At 49.0% G+C, this 21,567-nt stretch carries 15 protein-coding genes and 3 tRNA genes; 10 read left to right on the plus strand and 8 right to left on the minus strand.

The features are described from left to right. Window positions 1-190 precede the first annotated feature (190 nt). The 4 genes from lon to JWG39_RS08140 all read left to right on the plus strand — a co-directional run bounded on the left by lon (window position 191) and on the right by JWG39_RS08140 (window position 3,106). A complete protein-coding gene (gene lon, locus JWG39_RS08125) occupies window positions 191-2,512 on the plus strand; it encodes an endopeptidase La (protein WP_205218976.1) in 2,322 nt (773 codons plus the stop codon). A gap of 114 nt (window positions 2,513-2,626) precedes the next feature. After that, window positions 2,627-2,702: transfer RNA gene (locus JWG39_RS08130), tRNA-Val, on the plus strand. 13 nt (window positions 2,703-2,715) lie between these two features. Continuing rightward, window positions 2,716-2,792, plus strand: a tRNA-Asp gene (locus JWG39_RS08135). Window positions 2,793-3,029: 237 nt separating this feature from the next. Beyond that, window positions 3,030-3,106, plus strand: a tRNA-Asp gene (locus JWG39_RS08140). A 559-nt stretch (window positions 3,107-3,665) separates the two neighbouring features. Here JWG39_RS08140 and JWG39_RS08145 read toward each other — a convergent pair. Further along, on the minus strand, window positions 3,666-4,298 hold the full coding sequence (locus tag JWG39_RS08145; RefSeq protein ID WP_205218895.1) for an isochorismatase family protein: 633 nt from the start codon (window positions 4,296-4,298) through the stop codon (window positions 3,666-3,668). A gap of 25 nt (window positions 4,299-4,323) precedes the next feature. After that, complete coding sequence (gene nudC / locus JWG39_RS08150) at window positions 4,324-5,097, minus strand: NAD(+) diphosphatase (RefSeq protein ID WP_205218896.1); 774 nt, start codon at window positions 5,095-5,097, stop codon at window positions 4,324-4,326. Window positions 5,098-5,627: 530 nt separating this feature from the next. On the opposite strand from nudC, the gene JWG39_RS08155 reads away from it, so the two are divergent. From JWG39_RS08155 to JWG39_RS08175, 5 genes are all read left to right on the plus strand, one after another. Beyond that, complete coding sequence (locus JWG39_RS08155) at window positions 5,628-6,482, plus strand: aminotransferase class IV (RefSeq protein WP_205218897.1); 855 nt, start codon at window positions 5,628-5,630, stop codon at window positions 6,480-6,482. 229 nt (window positions 6,483-6,711) lie between these two features. After that, window positions 6,712-7,926: a hypothetical protein gene (locus tag JWG39_RS08160; RefSeq protein WP_205218898.1), complete on the plus strand. Its 1,215-nt coding sequence runs from the start codon at window positions 6,712-6,714 to the stop codon at window positions 7,924-7,926. Window positions 7,927-9,009: 1,083 nt separating this feature from the next. Then, on the plus strand, window positions 9,010-11,181 hold the full coding sequence (locus JWG39_RS08165; RefSeq protein ID WP_205218899.1) for an adenosylcobalamin-dependent ribonucleoside-diphosphate reductase: 2,172 nt from the start codon (window positions 9,010-9,012) through the stop codon (window positions 11,179-11,181). A 54-nt stretch (window positions 11,182-11,235) separates the two neighbouring features. Further along, the gene (locus JWG39_RS08170) at window positions 11,236-11,766 is read left to right on the plus strand and encodes a YecA family protein (RefSeq protein WP_205218900.1); all 531 of its coding nucleotides are present in this window, start codon (window positions 11,236-11,238) and stop codon (window positions 11,764-11,766) included. Between the two features lie 12 nt (window positions 11,767-11,778). Continuing rightward, on the plus strand, window positions 11,779-12,162 hold the full coding sequence (locus tag JWG39_RS08175; RefSeq protein ID WP_205218901.1) for a VanZ family protein: 384 nt from the start codon (window positions 11,779-11,781) through the stop codon (window positions 12,160-12,162). A 121-nt stretch (window positions 12,163-12,283) separates the two neighbouring features. Here the strand turns inward: JWG39_RS08175 and hemB are convergent, their stop codons facing one another. From hemB to JWG39_RS08195, 4 genes are read right to left on the minus strand one after another with little or no spacing between them, the layout of a single operon-like run. Then, entirely contained in the window at window positions 12,284-13,264 is a 981-nt protein-coding gene (gene hemB, locus JWG39_RS08180) for a porphobilinogen synthase (protein ID WP_205218902.1), read from the minus strand. Window positions 13,265-13,287: 23 nt separating this feature from the next. After that, on the minus strand, window positions 13,288-14,664 hold the full coding sequence (locus JWG39_RS08185) for a sigma-54-dependent transcriptional regulator (protein WP_205218903.1): 1,377 nt from the start codon (window positions 14,662-14,664) through the stop codon (window positions 13,288-13,290). 17 nt (window positions 14,665-14,681) lie between these two features. Further along, window positions 14,682-16,958 (minus strand): sensor histidine kinase, encoded by a 2,277-nt coding sequence (locus JWG39_RS08190; protein ID WP_205218904.1) that lies wholly within the window; start codon window positions 16,956-16,958, stop codon window positions 14,682-14,684. Continuing rightward, window positions 16,955-17,530, minus strand: a complete 576-nt coding sequence (locus tag JWG39_RS08195; protein WP_205218905.1) for a DUF4390 domain-containing protein — start codon at window positions 17,528-17,530, stop codon at window positions 16,955-16,957. Before JWG39_RS08195 ends, JWG39_RS08190 begins: the two co-directional genes overlap by 4 nt. A 170-nt stretch (window positions 17,531-17,700) precedes the next feature. On the opposite strand from JWG39_RS08195, the gene JWG39_RS08200 reads away from it, so the two are divergent. Continuing rightward, window positions 17,701-17,985, plus strand: a complete 285-nt coding sequence (locus tag JWG39_RS08200) for a DUF134 domain-containing protein (RefSeq protein WP_205218906.1) — start codon at window positions 17,701-17,703, stop codon at window positions 17,983-17,985. Between the two features lie 86 nt (window positions 17,986-18,071). Here the strand turns inward: JWG39_RS08200 and JWG39_RS08205 are convergent, their stop codons facing one another. Beyond that, window positions 18,072-19,814: a hypothetical protein gene (locus JWG39_RS08205; RefSeq protein WP_205218907.1), complete on the minus strand. Its 1,743-nt coding sequence runs from the start codon at window positions 19,812-19,814 to the stop codon at window positions 18,072-18,074. Window positions 19,815-19,931: 117 nt separating this feature from the next. Continuing rightward, window positions 19,932-21,518, minus strand: coding sequence for a peptide chain release factor 3 (locus JWG39_RS08210; protein WP_205218908.1), 1,587 nt, complete (start codon window positions 21,516-21,518; stop codon window positions 19,932-19,934). Window positions 21,519-21,567 lie beyond the last annotated feature (49 nt).

A 21,567-nucleotide genomic window follows, 5' to 3' on the forward strand; every position in this document is an offset into this window, starting at 1 on the left:
CACCGGTGTGATTGATATCGGAGTCTGGCGCTTACCTCCGAGGATAAATTTTTGACTGTAATGAAAAAAATGGGCGAAAGACAGGTTATTCAATGTTCCCATGTATTTATTTTCCCCCTTTAATCTCTGATTAAAGGGGGTTTTATCTTTGCGGCAAGGAGATTTCGTGACCACAAAACTTTACCCAATTATGCCCCTGCGAGATATTGTTATCTTTCCGTACATGGTTGCACCTCTGGTGGTTGGCCGGAAACCTTCCATTCTTGCACTGGAAGATGCTATGGAGAAGAGCACTGAGATCGTTCTGGTGACTCAGAAAGCCTCGGAGGTGAACACTCCCGCTCCGGAAGACTTGTATGAATACGGGACCCTCGTTTCTGTCATGCAGATTCTCCGTCTTCCAGATGAAACTATAAAGACCCTGGTTAAAGGACAGCGCAAGGTACGAATTATCTCCTATCTTCCCCATGGTGACTTTCTTCAGGCTGAGGTGGAAGAGATGGAGGAATCTGTTGATTTCAGCTCCAACCCTCTCGGGGAAGTTCTGCAACGTGCATGCAGTCGAAGCTTTGAAAATTACGCAGCCAGCAGCCACAAGGTCGCTAAAGACGTCCTGAAAACCATTAAGAACATTGAAAATCCCCATAAGTATCTCAACGTTATTCTTTCACATCTCCCTGTTAACTCTCTGGAAAAGCAGAAACTTCTTGAGGCTGATTCCATAGAGGATCGTCTGCAGCAGGTTCTCATTATTTTGCAGCGTGAAGTGAAAATGATTGAACTGGAGCAGTCCATCGATGCCAAAGTGAAGGCGAAGATGGGCAAGAATCAGCGGGATTATTTTCTCAGCGAAAAGGTTCACGAAATTCAGTCTCAGCTTGGCCGTGATGAGGATGGCACGGATGAAATGAGTGAGCTTGAGAACGTTATTCTCGCGAAAAAAATGCCCGCAGCTGCACGGGAGAAGACCCTCAAAGAGTTCAAAAAACTGCGTAACATGCCAGCGATGTCTGCAGAGACAGCGGTGATACGCAACTATATTGATACCATCATCAGTCTTCCCTGGAAGAAAAAGAGCCGCTTAAAGATTGATGTTAATAAAGCAGAAAAGATTCTTGATGCCGATCACTACGGACTTGCCAAACCCAAGGAGCGCATCCTTGAATACCTGGCTGTACAGGCCCAGGTGAAAAAACTTAAAGGGCCGATCCTCTGTCTTGTTGGTCCTCCGGGTGTCGGGAAGACTTCGATCTGTCGTTCTATTGCCCGGGCGATGGGGCGTGAGTTTGCCCGACTCTCTCTTGGTGGTGTACGGGATGAGGCGGAAATTCGTGGCCATCGGCGTACCTATGTCGGCGCGATGCCTGGTAAAATTATTCAGTCTCTGCAGAAAGTCGGGGTTTCCAATCCGGTGTTTTGTCTTGATGAAGTTGACAAAATGTCTGCGGATTTTCGGGGTGATCCCTCTGCAGCACTGCTTGAAGTGCTGGATCCAGAGCAGAATAACAGCTTCAATGATCATTATATTGACCTCGACTATGATCTTTCAGAAATTTTCTTCATCACGACGGCCAACAGTCTTCATGGTATTCCGGTTCCTCTGCAGGATCGCCTGGAGATCATCACCCTCAGCGGGTACACTGAAGAAGATAAAGAGAAAATTGCTGAGGGTTTTCTTGTCCCCAAACAGCTGAAAGAAAATGGTTTCAAAGCAGGGGATATCAACTTTACGTCCGGTGCATTGATGGAGATAATCCGCCTTTATACCCGTGAAGCAGGGGTGCGGACCCTTGAACGCTATATTGCATCACTGTGCAGGAAAATTGCCAGAGATCGGCAGAAACGCGGAGATCAGAAGAAAAAATATCGGGTAAGTGTCCAGAGTATCAAGAAATTTCTTGGAACACCTCGATTCCGCCACGGTACAGCGGAGGAGACCGATGAGGTGGGATTAACCACCGGCCTTGCATGGACGGAGGTTGGCGGTGAGTTGCTGCAGATTGAGGCGACCCTGATGCCGGGAGCGGGAAAACTGATTATTACCGGAAAGCTCGGTGATGTGATGCAGGAATCCGCGCAGGCCGCGCTCAGTTATGTGCGTTCCCGCGCTGAGGTTCTGGGGCTGGCGGATGATTTTTATCAGAAACTTGATATTCATATCCATGTCCCGGAAGGGGCTATTCCCAAAGATGGACCTTCGGCAGGGATCACTCTTGCCACTACTCTTGCCTCTGCTCTGACGAAGTTTCCCGTGAAGCATTATCTTGCCATGACTGGAGAGATTACTCTGCGTGGCAGGATACTGCCAATTGGTGGCCTTACCGAAAAGCTGCTCGCCGCGAAACGGGGAAATATCACCCATGTACTTATCCCTGCGGAGAATGAGAGGGATCTTGCGGATGTTCCGCCGAAGATTCGTAATTCTCTGACTATTACACCGGTGGAGCATATGGATGACGTGCTTGAGCTCGCCCTGATTCATGAAGGAAAAATTCTCTCTGTGAAGAAATAAACTGCTGAAAACACAGAAAGAAAAAGAAGATGGAAAGAAAGTTATCTTTAATGTTATTTTCTCTTGACGCCGGAGCCTGAAGTTGGTAAATACACCTTCATCGTTGGATGTGACGGGCGCTTAGCTCAGCTGGGAGAGCATCGGCCTTACAAGCCGAGGGTCACAGGTTCGATCCCTGTAGCGCCCACCATATATAGAAATGCGGAGTGGTAGTTCAGCTGGTTAGAATGCCGGCCTGTCACGCCGGAGGTCGCGGGTTCGAATCCCGTCCGCTCCGCCATCTACATGTTCAGACAAGAACACTAAAAACCGGAAAGCCCCCAATCTTTTAAGATTGGGGGCTTTTTGTAGCGCTCACCATATAAGGGTATCTTGAATAATCTTGTATTTCGTTCATATTCGAGGCACAGGAGAAAATTTACCGGAGGTATATGTTTGATATCCCGAGGATAAATTTTTTACTGTAACGAAGAAGATGGGCGAAAGACTGATTATTCAAGGTAGCCATAAGAAATGCGGAGTGGTAGTTCAGCTGGTTAGAATGCCGGCCTGTCACGCCGGAGGTCGCGGGTTCGAATCCCGTCCGCTCCGCCATTTACATGTTCAGACAAGAACACTAAAAACCGGAAGCCCCCAATCTTTTAAGATTGGGGGCTTTTTGTGTTTTGCCGAAACGATCTGGTTGAGTATCGGAAGACACAGAAAAAGAGGAGGGATAATAACATTCCTATTAAGTTATGACCTTACTAAATGCCACTTTCACTTTCTATTGGTGAATTCAAAGGCAGGGGGATGGGAGACAGGAGAAAGGAGACGGGAGACAGGGAAAAGCAAAAGACGGAACAGCGAAAAACTTTTTGCCAACGAATAAAAGCTCTAATCATGCGAATAAAGGCAAAAAAACTTTAAGAAGTTACGCTTTTATAAAAAATGCCCTTTTTCGCATGATTAGACCATTTCTATTAAGTTATGCTTTTTTTACATCCTGTTTATTCATTCGTAATCACAAAAAAAGATGTCCACGCAGTCGCGCTCTCTGGTCAATACAAAATGTAAATGGAACAAGACCTTCGAAGCAGTATGCCAAAGGGATCCATGGAGTTCCATAAATATGCTCAGGCGTGTATGTTCAAGCTGTTGACGGCTGAATCTGTCAGAAGAGAAGAGATGCAGCGGAAATAAAGCATACCCCGGCAGCGGTCAGTTCCTGCTGAGCCTGTTCGGCAGAGTCTGGATCTACGGCGGCAGTGAGCTCTTTAATAATGATCACCGTGTACCCCAGACGGATGGCATCGAGAGCTGTTGCTTTTACACAGTAGTCGAAGGCAAGGCCGCAGATAAGGAGAGTGTCTATGTTATTCTGTCTGAGGATATCGTCGAGTCCGGTGGCGACTCCACCGTCGTCAAAGAAACCGGAGTAGCTGTCGAAGCGGGGGTTGCGCCCTTTTGTGATGAAGGTCTCGCAGAGGCCTGGTGGGACGAGGGGCACAGCACCAGCGCTCTCCTGTATACAGTGAGGGGGCCAGAGTTTCTGACTGTGGCCGTCAATTTCAATAGAGTCGAAGGCTTTTTTCCCGGGATGGCTGGTGTAAAAGGAGATGTGATCCCGGGGATGCCAGTCGATGGTTCCATATATTCGACAGCCTTGCGCCTTGAGAGCCGCAGCGCATTCTGCAGTTTCCTGTATGAAGTGTTCATCACTCCCCGGAACGGGGAGGGCGCCATTCATCAGCGTGGTAAAGTCTTCCTGTAGATCAACAATAATGGCTGCGGTGGTAGAAAACATGACAGGCTCCAGAAAAAATATAAATTTATTTGTCGGTAAAGGAACTAATGAAATTCTCTATTAATCGGCGTGCTACAGTGCCGTGCATTGGTATAACCTCCGGCATGTTTGTACTACTGAACCAGTCCGCCTCGTGTATCTCCACGTTGTCCACGGCAATTTCACCCGAAGCATAGTCACAGGTAAAGGCAGTCATCAACTGGGAAGGAAAGGACCAGCTCTGGCTGGCAAAGTAGCGGATATTTTTTACCCGTAGAGATACTTCTTCAAATATCTCCCGCTCAACACACTGCTCGAGAGTTTCCCCTGCTTCCAGAAAGCCGGCCAATACTGTGGCAAGACGATTCGCATGGCTGGCATGTCTCGCAAGGAGCAGCCTGTCATCCCGGTGGATGGCAACGATGATGCACGGTGATATTGGCGGATAGTTCAGGGCGTGGCAGTTGGGGCACCGCATGGCGATTTCTTTGCGGGCGAGAGTGCATTTATGACCGCAATGGCTGCAAAAGGTGTGGTTGGTCATCATATTATGAAGAGACAGGGCCCGGCTGATGAGGTAATAACGGCGGTCGTCAACTGGCAGCATGGAACGGAAACTGGTGAATTGCGGGTGGTCTCCGACGGGGGAAGCGAGGAAAACAGGAAGGCCGTCTTCTTCGGCAATGGTAATTGCCTCTCCTGCGGGAAAAGGGAGTTCTTCCCTGCGGCAGCATGGGAGGCTGTCATTTTGAATAAAGAGGGTACTTTTTTCGCAGATGCACCAGAGTGCTGTGTTGCTCATCTGTACGGTGTTGCTCATGTGAAAATCTCCTGGACCAGAATGCAGTCCTTCTTCATGCGGGGACTTTGAAAAACTGATTATTCAAGGGACCCTTATGTTATTTCTGCTCCCTCTTTTTCTCAGGGGGGATTAAAATATGCAGCACTGCGGACGGCATGGGGTGATCCGTCTGGAATGCCGCTGTGAGTATTTGTTCTGGTTCTTTTTCAAGAGTGATCATTTCACTCTTGTATCAGATCCCAAAGTGTTATACCAGATACAGGCCAGGTTTATGAAATTAAAGAACAAAACAATAATGTAAAAGAATGTCGTTGCGCCAGATCCTCCTTCGTGAGTCAATTTCCCCCAAAAAGAAAATTGCCGGGACCTGATGCTTTATGGGTGCCTTGAATAATCTTGTATTTCGTTCATATTCAAGGCACAGGAGAAAATTTACCGGAGCTATATGTTTGATATTACGAGGATAAATTTTTTACTGTAACGAAGAAGATGGGCGAAAGACTGATTATTCAAGGTTCCCTTAGATTAATTTTAACGGAGAGTATGCCATGATTTCCTGGTTTTGCGGAGAATATTTACCCGATGAAGAGATCCATCTTTCACCAAATGATCGCGGTTTCCTATTTGCTGACGCGCTCTATGAGTTTGTCCTGTGCTATGAAGGGGGGTTCTTTCGTATACAGGAGCACCTCACCCGACTTCATCGCGGTGCAGAGCAGCTCCGATTTCCTCAAACTGATTTTGGTTTTCTGGAGGGCGTTGCTGAAGAGCTGCGTCGAAAAAATGGTCTTGAGAAGAGCATGGCCACAATATACATACAAGTCTCCCGTGGAGCTGTACCAAAGCGCGGTCATGGCTTTCCTCCCGCTGATACCCCGATGACAATGTATATGTCAATGGCGGCCTTTGATCCTGCAAAAGTCCTCCGGCAGCGTGAAAAGGGTATAGGTCTCTATACTGTCTCCGATAATCGCTGGGCACGATGCGACCTGAAGACCACCAGCCTTACGGCAAACATTCTGGCCTGCGAGTATGCCGAGTCAAAGGGGGGAGGAGAAGCCCTCTTTGTCAAGGATGGTGTCTGGATAGAGGGGAGTCACAGCAATTTTGCCGGGATTTGTGAAGGAGCACTGGTAACTCATCCTGATTGCAATCGCATCCTTCCCGGCATCAGCAAGGCTGTTGTTCTTGAACTGGCGGCGGCCAATGGCATTCGCGTAGAGCAAAGGCCGATTTTTGAAGCGGAGCAGGATAAATTCAGCGAATTTATGGTTCTTGGGACAACGGTGGAAGTAACCCCCGTTATCGCCATTAATGGTCGGCCGGTGGGGGATGGTAACCCGGGAAAAATGGTACGGCGACTGCAGGGCCTGTACGCCGACTATCTGAAGAAAGTGTTCTGAGTATCTCACGTAATTCCCGTGGGATTCAGAGAACTTTTTTGCAGGGGAGATGGTGAAAGTACAAATTATTATATCCACCGACAGGGAAGACTTCTCTTCTTGATTTATTGAAATTTTCCCCGGAATTTCAATAAACTCTCTTGAAATTTATATATACTGCGGGTAATGTCATTTTAAGGATTAGTACAAATTCCTTAACCCTGTGTAAAAATTAAAAAAGGAGAAGAACATGAACAAAAGATTTGTAACTGTTCTTGCTATTGGCAGTATCATGGCGTCGGCTTCCATGGCATATTCAGCATCTACACTTATGCAGATTGGTCGCAGTCCCTTCCATCGTCCACCCCTTGCCAGCACCCAGGATTTGGCCTCAATGGCTCAAGCCCAGTCTGCTGATATGCAAGAAGGTTTTGAAAAAGCAGGATGCCCTGAACTTTTTACTCCTTTCATGGAGCAGATTGCTGCCGGAAATATTGAGTCGAAAGACTATCCTGAAGGAAGTCAGTTTGAATGGATGTTCTTCAAACGTAAGGGAACTGGCGAAGTTCGCCTCTCCCGTGATCTTACCTGGGGAAACGAAGTTCCTTTCCCGGCATATACAGTTAAAGTGATGCAGGACAACATGCTCTACACCTTTGCTGTTCCGCTCGGTTGCGGGAACGTTGCTCTTGCAGATACAGAACCTGTTGTAGAAGTGGTAGAAGTGGTAGAAGTGATTGTGGAAAACCAGCCTCCTGTCTGTCGTGCAACGGTCAGCCCTGTCAAAGCCTTCTCTGGTTCAAGTGTAGCAGTTGATGCATCTGGTTCCACTGATCCCGATGGTCAGGTAACCAGCATGAAAATGGTTGTTCTTGATGAAAATGGACAACCTCTTTCTGAGCAGATGGTTGATGGTGCTCTCGTGGGTTCCATTATGTTGCCTGCTGGTGCGAAAAGTATCCAGACTACCGTTATTGATGACAGTGGCCTTGCCGCTACTTCTCCCGAGTGTATGGCTCCGGTAACCGTGATGAAACGTACCAACTTCCTCGCTGACGTCGGCGCGTACCATATGTTTGATCCAGGTAACTGGGTTTTTGGTCGTGTTGGTCTTGAATATCGTTTCGATGAAAACTGGTCTGTTCTTGGTCTTGCCGGTTATGCTCAACACGTCCAGGGAAGTGATGGTGCCTCTGCAGTTCTGGTTGATGTCCTTGGCCAGTATCGGATAGATCGCCTCTTCTTCAACCTTGGTGTTGGTGGATGGTTGAGTACGGATGATGACGGTGACGGAGATTACGATGATACTGATGCTGACCTGATTGTTGGCATGGGGTATAGAATCTATGGTGAACCGGATGCATTCAATGCTTCACTGTTCGTCGAAGCCCGTTCTGCCTTTGATGAGCTTGGCAGTCCGGTAGATTCTGGTCGCGTAGGCGGCGGTGTTCGTTTCAGCTTCTGATCTATAGAACTCTTATAGTTTTTAAGTCAATCCTGCCTGCAGGGTGGCTGGATTGTTGTAAGCGGTACCGGTTTTCCGGTACCGCTTTTTTATTTATACCAATCACATTTTTTTACTGACCAGAGAACGCAACTGCGTGAACATCTTTTTTGGCTATTACGAATGAGTAATAATTCATGTTTATTCGTGTCCATTCGTGGTTCCTTTTGCAGTTTGTAACCACGAATGGACACGAATTTTCACGAACAGGGACAACGCATTAAACAAAAACGTTTGTATCCGAAGTTAAGCCGTACAGTGCATCAGGATTATTATGAATAAGACTGGCTACCACGGAAAACACGGAAGGACACGGAAAATATCAATTACCTCAAAGCAAATAACAGACCGAATTTAACTACAAGGGCATTATCTTATGGTTTTTTCAGTAATAATTCGTGTTTATTTGTGTCCATTCGTGGTTCCTTTTGTCGTTTGTAACCCTGAATGAATAAACAAAAGACAAAACGGGGTAGAACTTAATAGGAATGGTATAAAAAGACAAAAAATTTCACCGCGATAAATTTTTGTTGCCTTTATTCGCATGCTTAGAGTTTTCCTTTGGCAAAAAGTTTTTCGCTGTTCCGTCTTTTGCTTTTCCCTGTCTCCCGTCTCCTGTCTCCCGTCTCCCTTTTCCCGTCCCCTGCCTTTGAATCCGCCAATACAAAATGTAAATGGTATTACTCTCATCTTTTTTTATGTGCTGTTGCCTGTCTCTTTGATGGAGCGGTTCCGTTTCTCTGTTTCTGGTTTTTCAGTAATGACGGGAAGTTAAGATGAAGAGTAAAATATTTCGAAAATTTACTTGCAGAATATCAAAAATTGTTAATCCTTTGAAATAACGAGATTTCTGGCCGTACACTATATGTTGTGGTTTGATGTTGGATAATGTGTAAATATGGTATCCTGGTATTGAATAAGACGTAAATATAGTGTAAAAACCTTTGTCATACAAAACGTTCCTTTCTAAGGGAATATTACTGCAGTAAAAACGCAACAGACCGCTGAACCTTTCCGCGAAAAAATTTTACAGAAGAGATCTCTATGACACCTGATCGCACTCGCCAGGTATTGACCAGTACTGCCGAAACAGTCCTTGCACGCCGTTACTATCTTAAAGATTCTGAAGGGAATCCAGTTGAAACATGGGAGAGTCTCTCCCGGCGGGTGGCAAATGCCGTTGCTTCAATCAGTAAAGACTCGGAAGAGTACAGTAAACTGGCGGAAGATTTTTACAGTATGATCTACCGTCTTGATTTTCTTCCTAATTCCCCATGTCTGATGAATGCGGGTACAGATCTGGGCCAGCTTTCTGCCTGTTTTGTTCTGCCGGTGCCTGATTCCATGGATGGCATCTTCACCGCCATTCGCAATGGGGCACTTGTTCACAAGACTGGAGGTGGAACGGGCTACTCTTTCTCTCGTCTGCGCTCGAAAAATGCCTCCGTTCACTCCACGCAGGGGATTGCCTCAGGACCACTGAGTTTTGCTGCAGTTTTCGACGTCGCCACTGAGACCATAAAGCAGGGGGGAAAACGGCGTGGTGCCAATATGGGCGTGTTGCGTATTGATCACCCCGATATTCTCGATTTTATCGTTGCCAAACAGAATCCGGAAAAGTTTAATAATTTCAACTTCAGTGTGGCAATTACTGACCTGTTTATGCAGGCGGTGGAAGATAACGCGGATTATAATCTTATTGAACCCTCCACCGGACAGGTGATTGATTCACTGAATGCCCGCCAGGTCTTTGAGCAGATTATCGATCTCGCCTGGCTCAACGGGGAACCCGGAGTCCTCTTCATTGATGCCGCCAATCGTGGCAACAGCACTCCTCAACTTGGTGATTTTGAAGCAACCAACCCCTGTGGTGAGCAATGGCTGTTACCCTATGAAAGCTGTAATCTCGGTTCCATTAATTTGGCAAATTTTGTGCTGGCCGGGAAAGTGGACTGGGAAAGACTGAAGAAGGTCACCACAACTGCCACCAGATTTCTTGACAATGTGATTGACTGCAACCGTTTCCCTATCCCTGAAATTGAGGATATGACTCTGAGAACCCGTAAGATCGGGCTGGGAATTATGGGACTGCATGACATGCTCATTCAGCTTGAGGTTCCGTATGGGAGTGAAAGGGGACGCAAGGAATCTGCCGAGGTGATGCAGTTTATTCATGACGTCTCTGAAGAAGTGTCCATTGCGATGGCAGAGCAAAAGGGTCCGTTTCCGGCCTGGGATGCGGAGATCAACAAATACGAACCCCGCCGTAATGCCGCACTGACCTCCATTCAGCCGACCGGAACGGTCTCAATGATTGCAGACTGCGCTTCCGGCTGTGAGCCCTATTTTTCCATTGTCATGGTGAAAAATGTCATGGATGGTGATCGTCTGCTGATGGTGAACAAACTCTTTGAAGAAGTTGCAAAACGTGAAGGCTTCTACACTGAAAATTTGATGAGCAAGGTTGCTGACAGTGGCAGTGTTCTCGGCATTGAAGAGATCCCGGAGAAATGGCAGGCAATCTTTTGTACGGCTCAGGACATCAGCCCTGTCGACCACATTCTCATGCAGGGTTGTTTGCAGAATGCCGGGGTGGACAGCTCCATCTCGAAGACGATTAACCTGCCCGGAAACGCCACTCGGGAAGATGTGAAATCCTCTTATCTTGCCGGATTCAAACTGGGGTGCAAAGGACTGACCGTTTATCGTGATGGCTCTCGTGATAATCAGGTGCTGAACAGCACGGCCAAAACCGGGGAAGAGCAGATGGCTCTGGTCTCTTCCGCCGGTCCGGTGAAGGAAAGTCTGCCAGACATGCTTGATGCCAAGCGTTACCGGGTAAAGGACCGGAATCAGAATTCGGTCTATATCATTGTCTGTTTTGATGAAAACGAGAAGCCGATGGAAGTTTTTGCCAAATTCCCCTTTGACAACCGTGTTGATCTGAATGACAAGTCCACCATGTGGACAACCACATGCCGTCTGGTCTCTCTTGCTTTGCGCTGTAATGTACCGATGAATGAAATTATCAAGCAACTTGACAGATCCAGCGGTCACATGTTAGATCTGCCAGCACAATTAAGTAAACTTCTTAAGTCATTCCTTGCGGGTACACAGCATGGTTTTGCCTCTGTTTGCCCTGAATGCGGTGGCAAACTCCTCTTCATGGAAGGGTGCGAAACCTGTCGCGAGTGCGGCTATTCCAAATGCTCGTAAGACAAAATAAAAATGTTGCTTCGGGAGCTTTTGTTTCCGGTATGAGGACTGGTGATGGCCAAGATCGGAAGAAATGAGAAATGTCCCTGTGGCAGTGGCAGGAAATTCAAAAAATGTTGCGGGCGGAAAACTCCCGCTCAGATGCAGCAGACTTCCAGAATGCCGGCGGGTAAGACCGTACCACTGACACTGATGAGTGCAGTTGAACAGATACAGCGAGATGCTTTTGAAAAGAAGATTCTCAACCGCGAGCTGGGGGTTTTCTTCTTCTTTACGAATACTGCCGGGGATGCCTGGATGCTGGAGATGACTGATCAGGATGGCATTCAGGTTGCCGAGGGGGGCAAAGTGATCGAAGCCACCATCGAAGAAAATTCGGAGACCATTGAAGTGAACTGGACCCACAGCTATACGATTGAAAATCGCCAGCTGAAGCTCACTTCCTGGAAAGATAAAAATTCCTTCATTCTGGAAGGTTCTCCTGTCAGTGAACTCAACGCCGCCATGCGGCGGATTCGTAAGCGCTTTACTCCGGAACAGCTTGAGCAGGTGCACGTTGAAGGGTCCGGAAAGAAAACAGACTGATGCCTGAACAAGATGTCAATACATTCAACGCTGAGAATGGTTCCCGCGCTTTTCCTGATGGGAACCATATTTTTTTTATCCAACATCCCTGGTGATCAACTGAATCTGCCATATTTCCCTGGTATGGACAAGATTGCCCATGGTGGAATTTATGGTCTGCTTGCGAGTGCTGTTCTCTTCGCTCTTCAGCCGCGCTGGCGCCGGAACTTCCCCTTTAAAGCCATCTGCCTTACGGTCTTTTTTTGTATTTTCTATGGAATTACCGATGAGTTTCATCAGTCTTTTATTCCTGGTCGTTCTCCAGATATTTTCGACGTTTTCGCCGACAGCATCGGAGCGTTTCTCTGCAGCCTGTTCTGGTGGCGATTTATCTGGCGGGATATAAAGAACAGGTGAAAATACTGTTTCCTTTTTTTGAATGATTCTTTACCGCGAAAAGAGGCTGTCCCGCAGGGGACAGCCTCTTTTTTTTTATTCTGCATTCTAAACTGCACGTGTATCAAAACACATCACAGTTTTACCTGCGGTTCTTCAGAATGCGTGCCATATCCTTGGCGAAGTAGGTGATGATCATATCTGCACCGGCCCGTTTGATGGAGAGCAGGGTCTCTTCCATGACGGCATCCCCGTCTATCCAGCCATTGGCTGCAGCGGCCTTGATCATGGAGTATTCACCGCTGACGTGATAGGCGGCAACCGGAAGGTCAAACTCCTGCCGAACAGCAGCCAGCACATCAAGATAGGCAACGGCCGGTTTGACCATGACGATGTCTGCACCCTCGTCAATATCAAGACTGACTTCGCGGATAGCCTCCCGGATGTTGGCGGGATCCATCTGGTATCCCTTACGGTTTCCAGACTGCGGAGCGGAATCTGCGGCATCACGGAAAGGGCCGTAGAAAGAGGAGACGTACTTCGCAGAATAGGCCATGATGGGCACCATCTCAAAGTTATGTTCGTCCAGGGTTGCGCGAATCTCTGCGACGCGGCCGTCCATCATATCAGAGGGGGCGACCATGTCTGCTCCGGCTTCCACGTGGGAAAGGGCAATTTTGGCGAGAATCTCAAGGGTGGAATCATTATCCACCTCACCATTGATCAGGCAGCCACAATGTCCATGACTGGTGTATTCGCAGAGGCAGACATCAGTGATGACCAGCATTTCCGGGACCTTCTTTTTAAGTTCCCGAATGGCCTGTTGTACAATGCCGTCCTTAATGTGCGCGCTGGTGCCCATGGCATCTTTTGTCTCGGGAATCCCGAAGAGCAGCAGAGAGTTTACTCCAAGCTCAAGACACTCACGAGCCTCTTTTTCCAGCAGGTCCACACTGATACGGAAGACACCCGGCATGGAGGAAACCTCTTCACGCTTGTTTTTCCCCGGGATGATAAAGAGCGGGTAGATAAATTGATCGGCGGTCATTCGAGTTTCGCGGATAAGGGCCCGCATGGTTGCGGTCCGGCGCATTCGGCGGGGTCTGTATTCTGGAAATACCATGGTTTTTCTCCTTTTTGTGCGGGCTATATAACGCCCATTGCTTTTAGTTTTTTATGAAGATGGCTGCGTTCAAGGCCGACAGCCTCAGCGGTTCTGGTGACGTTGCCGTCGTTCTCCTGTAGTTTCTGCTGCAAATATTCCTGTTCAAAGAGTTGTTTTGCCATCTTGTAATCCTCCAGCATCAGGCCGTTTATATTTGATGATGGTGGAATGGTGGGTTCTGTAACCGACGGGGTGGTGCCAGGACCAAGAAAAATTTGAATCTGCTCGGCGGAGATTTCCTCCTCCGGGCACATAATGATCAGCCGTTCAATAAAGTTACGCAGCTCTCTCACGTTTCCCGGCCAGGGATGGGCCATCATTTCAGTGAGTGCAGCAGCTGAGAAGGCTTTGGCTTTCAGCCCTTTCCGGGTGAGCTCCTTCATCAGAGATTCTACCAGCAGCGGAATATCTTCGAGTCGTTTGCGTAACGGGGGCAGGGTGATGGGTACGACGTTGAGTCTGTAGTAGAGATCGGCGCGAAAATTGCCAGCCTTAATTTCCTGCTCGAGATTTTTGTTGGTTGCAGCAAGAACCCGTACGTTGACGGAGATGGTTTTATTGCCGCCGACCCGTTCAAATTTCTGTTCCTGGAGGATGCGCAGAATCTTCGCCTGGGTGATAAGGCTCATGTCGCCGATTTCATCGAGAAAGAGAATACCGTCGTCCGCCTGGTCAAACTTGCCGCGTTTGCTGGATGTGGCACCAGTGAAAGAACCTTTCTCATGGCCGAAGAGTTCAGATTCAATCAGCTCTTCCGGAATGGCAGCACAGTTCACCTCCACCATTGGCTGACTTGCCGTGGCCGATTCGCGGTGAATGGCCTGCGCCACCAGTTCCTTGCCTGTGCCGTGTTCACCGAGGATCAGTACCCAGGCCTCGGTGGGGGCGACCAGACTGATCTGCTGGCGGATGGCGGCAATGGCCTTCGATTGACCGGTGAGTACGGGTGTGTGCTTTCTGTTCTGGCGCAGCAGTGTGTTCTCCTGCTCGAGTTTTGCATAGCGCAGGCCGTTGCTGATGGAGAGGATTACCTTGTCGTAGGAGAGTGGCTTTTCGATAAAATCGTAGGCTCCCTTTTTGGTGGCATCGACGGCAGTGTCTATGGTTCCATGACCGGAGATCATGATTACCGGCAGCGGGGAAACCTCTTTTATTTTCACCAGAGTCTCCAGACCGTCCATGCCGTCGCCCAGCCAGATATCGAGGAGAATCAGGTCGACTCCGCCCCTGTCCACCATCTCCCACCCCTCTTCACCAGAGGAAGCTGTGAGTGGGATAAACCCTTCATCTTCAAGAATCTCCGAAAGAGATTCGCGGATGGCGGCTTCGTCGTCAATTATGAGAATCTTTTTCGTCATGGGATATGAAGATGGTTTCATGATGTTGATGGAGGAGCCGTAAGCGGCAATTCGATAATAAAAACGGTCCCACGGGGAATGTTGTCCTGTACCAAAATATGACCATTATGATCGGCGATAATGGTGGAGACGATGGCCAGACCAAGACCCGTCCCAGTTTTTTTCGTGGAAAAATAAGGCTCAAAGAGGCGTGACTGGTTTTCCAGGGGGATACCCGGGCCGTCATCAGCCACAGAGATGAAGAGAGTTTCATTCTCATCATTTTGGCTTAGAGTAATTGATATCTTACCGCCGACCGGCAAAACTGCAACTGCATTGTCGAGCAGGTTAATCAGGCAGCGCTTTATCTGTTCACGGTCGAAGCGAAAGATCGGAATATTACTGGCGGCAAAGATGAAGTGTATCTGGTGATGTGCTTCTTCGTAGAGGTCAAGTGTTCTCCGTGCAAGTGTCACGATATCCCCTTCCACTTTCTCGATTTTGGGCATGCGGGCAAACTGGGAAAACTCGTTCACCAGCAGCTTGATTTCGTCCACCTGGTCAATGATGGTATTGGTGCATTTATCAAGAATGCTGCCCTGCTCGGCAATGAGCTGAGGATAACGCCGACGCAGTCGCTGAGCACTGAGCTGAATAGGCGTAAGAGGGTTTTTAATCTCATGAGCAATGCGTCGTGCCACCTCACGCCAGGCCGCCATGCGCTGCATCTTCTCAATTTTAGTCAGATTGTCAAAGACCAGCACATAGCCGAGCAGTTCACCGTTATCATTATCGAGCCGGGTGAAATTTATCAGGAGAGAAAATCTTTTGCCGAGCACCCGCAGTTTGATATGTTTTTCGATGGTGAGTTTACCGGTGACACTCAATTCCTCAATAAAACCGATGACAATCTCCGACTGGGAGGGTGGCAGGACATCTGTGAAATTGTGGTTGAGAAAGAAGCTGCTGTCGATATTGAGCAGATTCTCTGCAAAACGGTTGATAGTGGTGATTTTTCCATCACGGTCTATGGAGATAACTCCGGCCTGGACGTTCTGCAGAAGAATCTCCGTGTAGCGCCGTCGTTGTTCAGACTCCTCCGAACTGCGCTGCAGAGCGGCATGGACACCGGCAAGTTCCTGGTTGGAACGGTTGAGATGGTCGGTCATCAAGTTGAAGGATTTCATCAGCTTGCCCATTTCATCGTTGCTGTCAGCGGGCATCTGAAACTGCAGATCGCCTCCGGCGACCCTCTGGGTGGCGAGTACAAGGTTTTCCAGCGGTGAGGTAAGGCCGCGAGATATGTAAAGCCCGAACCAGATAGCGGCAAAGGCCACCATAAGAGTGACGATGAGAAGAAAAACCACCAGCCAGAATTTAATAGGTTCTTTGAAGTGCTTGAGCTGGCGATAGTTTTCTACACCGTGACTGATGTCCGTCATAAGAGCAAGCTGTGCCGAATCAAGGAGAATCGAGCAGGTGATCAGTGCCTTGTCGGTTCCTTTAGGATCAAGGTTGAGCAGAGTGACACTGCTGACGAGGAAGCCGTTTTTCAGCTCCTGTACCAGTGATTCGCTGTCTCCGCCGTTTCTCACCTTCTGCAGAATTTTCCAGGGAATGGCGGGAAGAAGTGTGTCCTGCATGCGTGGACTGGAGACCTTCAGTTTTCCCTTGCCATTAAGCTTTTCCAATTGGATAACATCAAGATTCCCGTCGGGGGTGTAGTGGATGATTCGTTTTAAGATTACTTCTGTGTTGTCTCCCGAGACATCCCAGAGCCCGTCATCGCGCAGGATTTGTCCGATAGATTGATTGAACTGGGTGGTCTGTTTTTTTCCCGTGTTGAGCAGAGACTGTGCAAGGGTGAGTGATTTCTGCAGGGAGTCTTCTACAGAATCGTCAAACCAGTAGTCCATGGAGGTGAAAATTATCTGCATGGAAACGAAGAAGAGCAGCAGGGTCGGAATGAGGGAGAGCAGCAGAAAAGAGGCAATCAGTTTGGTTTTCAGCTTGCGGCCGAAGCGGCGTGCACGCCCCTCAAACAAGACCTCTGCAAGGTTTCGCAGTACGAGGAAGAGGAAGACAAGCGCAAGCAGGACGTTGATATTGATGAGAATGAAGATGAGACTGTTGTTGTCCTGCGGACCACCAGGTTCCCCGTGGAACAGACTCGCCTCCAGCCAGGTGACCAGGGGGATGAGCATCAGACAGAATCCGATGATCCATCTGCGAATATGTTTGCGTCGCTGGCGCAGACGGCCCACGTTGGCGGCGGAGAGGTCAGGCAGGTTGAGGTCGTCGAGTTGTGCTGTCATGGTTTGATTGACTGATAGTGAAATTCGATGGTCTGCCAGTCGATTCGACGGTCGTCCCAGGTGAGGAAGGGCAAAATTGATTCAAGGCCCGGCGGCAGGCTCTTGTGGTAAAGTCCGGCCTTTATTCTCAGCGTGTAGGTATTGTTTGGAATCAGGCGGCCAACATTGATTATCGGTACCCCGCTGAGAGTGTTAAGGGCCTTCTCGGCGTTGACTGCATCAGTGAAGACCTTGCTGCGATTGTTGTGCTCCCCAAGGCGAACACGATAATCGTCAGTGAGGGTATCGTAGCTGATGATATGTTCGAATATTTTTTCGGCGACCAGTTCCCCGGGGCCACCACGGGCGTTGCGGTGAAGTTCCATGGTAAAGGTGAACGTGAGGGGAAGACCGCTGTGCAGTTCCTCGCGCATCTCTGCGGTGAGGCTGTGTTTCAATTTCGCATAAAAGAGAAGGGTACCGGGTGAGACGGCCGCTGTAAGTTCAATAAATTCCGCTGTATCGTCGGCCCGGGCAGACAGGGCCGGGAGGAAGAAGGTGAAAAGAAGCAGGAAAGCTGCAGTTCGGAGCATGTCTGTTTTCCCCTGATATAATATACTGAACCCTGCGGCTTTTGTCCTCGAACAAAGCGTGCAGGGGGACATCTGTATCTGTTGAAATTTTCGAGGGTTCAAGGCATTATAAACATCTCTTATAGTCTTGAATCTTATACATCTATAAACTTTCAGCCAGCAGACCAGCCATGCCACGACCGAAAAAAGAACGAAACTTTGAACATAAATTCAGCGAGTTGATTTATCGTCCCGCAGGAATTCCTCTGGAAGGTCTGCATCAGGTGGACCTGCATCGCGATGAACTTGAAGCTCTGCGCCTTTGTGATTGTGTCGGCCTCACTCAGGAGGAGGCCGGACAGCAGATGGGTGTGTCACGGGGGACAATCCAGCGAATTCTTACGGTAGCCCGTTCCAAAACCGCTACTGCTCTCTCCAAAGGTTATGCCCTTGCCTTTGTCGGTGATGAATTGTAGATGCAGGTCTCTCCTTTTTCTGCCCTGCCGGTACAGTCCCTCCTGTGCCTCGAATTTGAACGAATGCAGGCTGTTCCAGGGTACTCTTATTTCTCCGGCAGTGCTTCCGCTTCGCTTCTCTCCCTGTGGATTGTGAGCTGCGGGAAGGGAATATCCCAGCCGTATTGAGTGCAGGCATCTACACACCAGCGCTGGATTGCCCGCCGCAGGCGGTTGTAGATGGGCGCGTTGCTGCCTTTGAAGTCTGCAATGACCACCAGATCCAGTGATGATGCCCCTGCCGCGTTAAATTCCACCCGCAGCGAGAGCAGTTCCTCTTGATGTCCCTCTGCTTCAATTCTGCCGAGAATAAAGTCTTCAAGTTGTTTGGGAATACGTTCGGTGACATCTGCCTGGTTGTCATAACCAATACCAAAATACTCCTTGATACGAAAATTGCGTGACAGGTTGAGCGGAGCAAGGCCAAGGAAATCTGCAGTCTGATAGCTTTTATGGGAACCGCCACGCAGTACCAGTTCTACAATCTCGTGGGAGAGGGCAACGACGCCGCCGCGGGTGCCGTCAGAGAGAATCACCCAGTCATCCCGACGGCAGGGAAACCACTGCTCATATCTGCTGAAGGTCCGCGAGGTTTTATCGAAGAGATCGCGAATCGGAACCTTTATGGTGAGGCCGAGATCAGGATTTTCAATGGTGGTTCGCATATTGATATTTTTCACCAGCCAGGGCACACCGTACAGGAGGAGCCTCTCGCCTTCACGTACAGGGCCTGCATTGAGCATCAGTTCACTCTGCTGCCAGAATCTCGGCAGGGCGGTTTTCGTTGCCCAGGCGAGGCCGGCGAGGATGATAATGGCAAAGGAGAGAAGGGCCCAGTCCTCCACCACATAGAAGACGAGAATAAAGGCGGAGAGACCGGCACAAAGGGTGGCGACCTGAAAGACGAGGTCATACACACGAATCTGGAAGGGACGATACTCGTTATCATGGCCCGGAATCATCCGTCGGATAAAGGTCTGCAGGAAGCGGAAGATGAAGACAATCAGAAAACAGGCGACGAGGGCGATGGTAAGATAGAGTCCCCGGGTACGGAAAAATTTTTTAAGAGTTGCTTTACTGCTTTCCAGCAGGGTCTGCTGCTGATCATTCATATTCGCCAGTTCCATATTGACGATATCGAGACCGTTGGTGATCTGGCTTTCAAGGCTTTCCCATTCTGGAAGCAAGGGTTGAATCTGTGCCTTGAGTGCCTGTTCTGTCGTGGCCTTCAGCAACTCCTGGAGATTTTTATTGGCTGTTTGTGCTATGGGCAGCAGCTCTTGATATTTGTCTTGCTGATCAAGCAGTTCCGCCTTGCGCCGTGCCTGCACGGTGAGCTGTTTCAACTCCATGATTCCCGGCTTCATCAGATCGAAAAGCTCCTGCTTCCAGTCAAAAGAGGTTTGATCCTCTGCCTTGAATTTGGAGGTATCTACTCCGGTGGCCATCTTCTCAAAGTCGTTGTCAGCTTTGGCCATGGATTCCTGGAGTTTAGCGATCTCCTTCCAGACGATTGCTTTATCATTTTCCGTCTGTAAATTTTCCGCCTCGCGAATTTTGTCCTGGATCTGCTTTTGAAGCTTCTGGCGCAATTCGTTGATAGAGAGGAGCATCTTCTCCTCGTCAACCGTACGGGAGGTGTCGACTGTTTCGTCTGCAGTTGCAGAAGGTACAGAAATGTTCTGCTCAACAGAGGGCTGAACGGCCGAACCTGTATCGGGAGAAAAAACCAGCAGCAGGGAAATCCAGAGAAGGAAAAGGGAAGTCCTTATGAAGGAAATCACTTTCATTTTGTCACCTTTTATCCAGAGGGAATTACGTTAAAAAACAAGGAGATTCTTCCGGGTACTTTGAATAGGAACGAAATACAGGCTGTTTCAAGCTACCCAGGATATTACTCTCCCTGGTCAGACGTTTTCGCGTGTTTTTTCGAAAATGATATCCGGCCATTTCTCCATAAAGAAATTGAGCATCCATTCGTTTTTGGCGAGATAGGTGAGAAATCCTTCTGAATCCCGGGCGAGGGTCGACTGATTGGCACGTTCAAACTCTTCCATCTTCTTCTTGTCGTCACAGTGAACCCAGCGTGCGGCACCATAGTCAACCTGCTCAGAGATGGCGTGAACGTTGTATTCATTGAGCAGGCGGGCCATGGTAACCTCAAACTGCAGTATTCCCACAGCCCCCATTACCCAGTCTGAGCCGATCATCGGGCGAAAGACCTGAATTGCCCCTTCTTCGGCGAGTTGGATAAGTCCTTTCTGCAGCTGCTTCATCTTCAGAGGGTCTTTCAGCAGTACCCTGCGGAAATGTTCCGGTGCGAAATTGGGGATGCCGGTGAATTTCAACGGTTCCTTCAGGGTGAAGGTGTCGCCTATTTTGATCGTACCATGGTTATGCAGGCCGATGATATCGCCGGGCCAGGCCTCTTCCACGCTGGCCCGTTCCTGAGCCATGAAGATGGTCGCATTGGCGAGGGGGATCTCTTTGCCGATCCTGTGGTGCATAACCTTCATCCCCCTGGTGAACTTTCCTGAGCAGATACGCAGAAAAGCGATCCTGTCTCGATGTGCCGGATTCATATTCGCCTGAATCTTGAAGACAAAACCAGAGAATGGCTCTTCGTGTGGATCCACCATGCGGGTCAGCGTTTTACGGGGGCCGGGGGACGGAGCCATTTCGACAAAGCCGTCGAGCATTTCCTGAACTCCGAAGTTGTTGACTGCCGATCCGAAAAAGACGGGGGTCTGGGTCGCGGAGAGGTATTGGTCATAGTCAAAGGGGTTTGCTGCCCCTTCCAGCAGTTCAATATCTTCACGCAGTTCGTCGGCCTGAGAATCGAGGAGTTCATCCAGTTTCGGGTCATTGAGATCCGCGATGGTGATTCCTGTTGTATTGCGGGTCTGGGCGCCGGAGCTGAAAAGGTGGATTTGCTTCTTGTAAATATTGTATACTCCTTTGAAGGTCTTGCCCATGCCGATGGGCCATGACATTGGAGTACATTCAATCTGCAGCTTTTCCTCCACGTCGGCCAGCAGGTCGAGGGGGGAGAGACCTTCGCGGTCGAGTTTGTTGATGAAGGTGATGATCGGCGTGTTGCGCATACGGCACACCTCCATCAGTTTCTCAGTCTGCGCCTCAACACCCTTGGCAGAGTCGATAACCATGATGGCGGAGTCCACTGCAGTGAGTACACGGTAGGTATCCTCGGAGAAATCCTGATGACCCGGGGTGTCGAGAAGGTTGATCTCGAAATCGCGGTAGGAAAACTTCATTACAGATGTGGTGACGGATATGCCGCGCTCCTGTTCAATGGCCATCCAGTCGGAAGTTGCCTTGCGTGCCACCTTCCTTGATTTCACGGCTCCGGCCATATTGATGGCGCCACCGAAGAGGAGAAGCTTTTCCGTGAGAGTCGTTTTCCCTGCATCGGGGTGACTGATAATTCCAAAGGTACGTCGTTTGGTTATTTCCTGGTCTTGTCGTTTGCTCATTGTATAAATTGTACTTTAATTTCAGGGGAATTTTTATTATAAAGTTGAA

Source organism: Desulforhopalus vacuolatus, assembly GCF_016918505.1.
Taxonomy (GTDB): Bacteria; Desulfobacterota; Desulfobulbia; order Desulfobulbales; family Desulfocapsaceae; genus Desulforhopalus; species Desulforhopalus vacuolatus.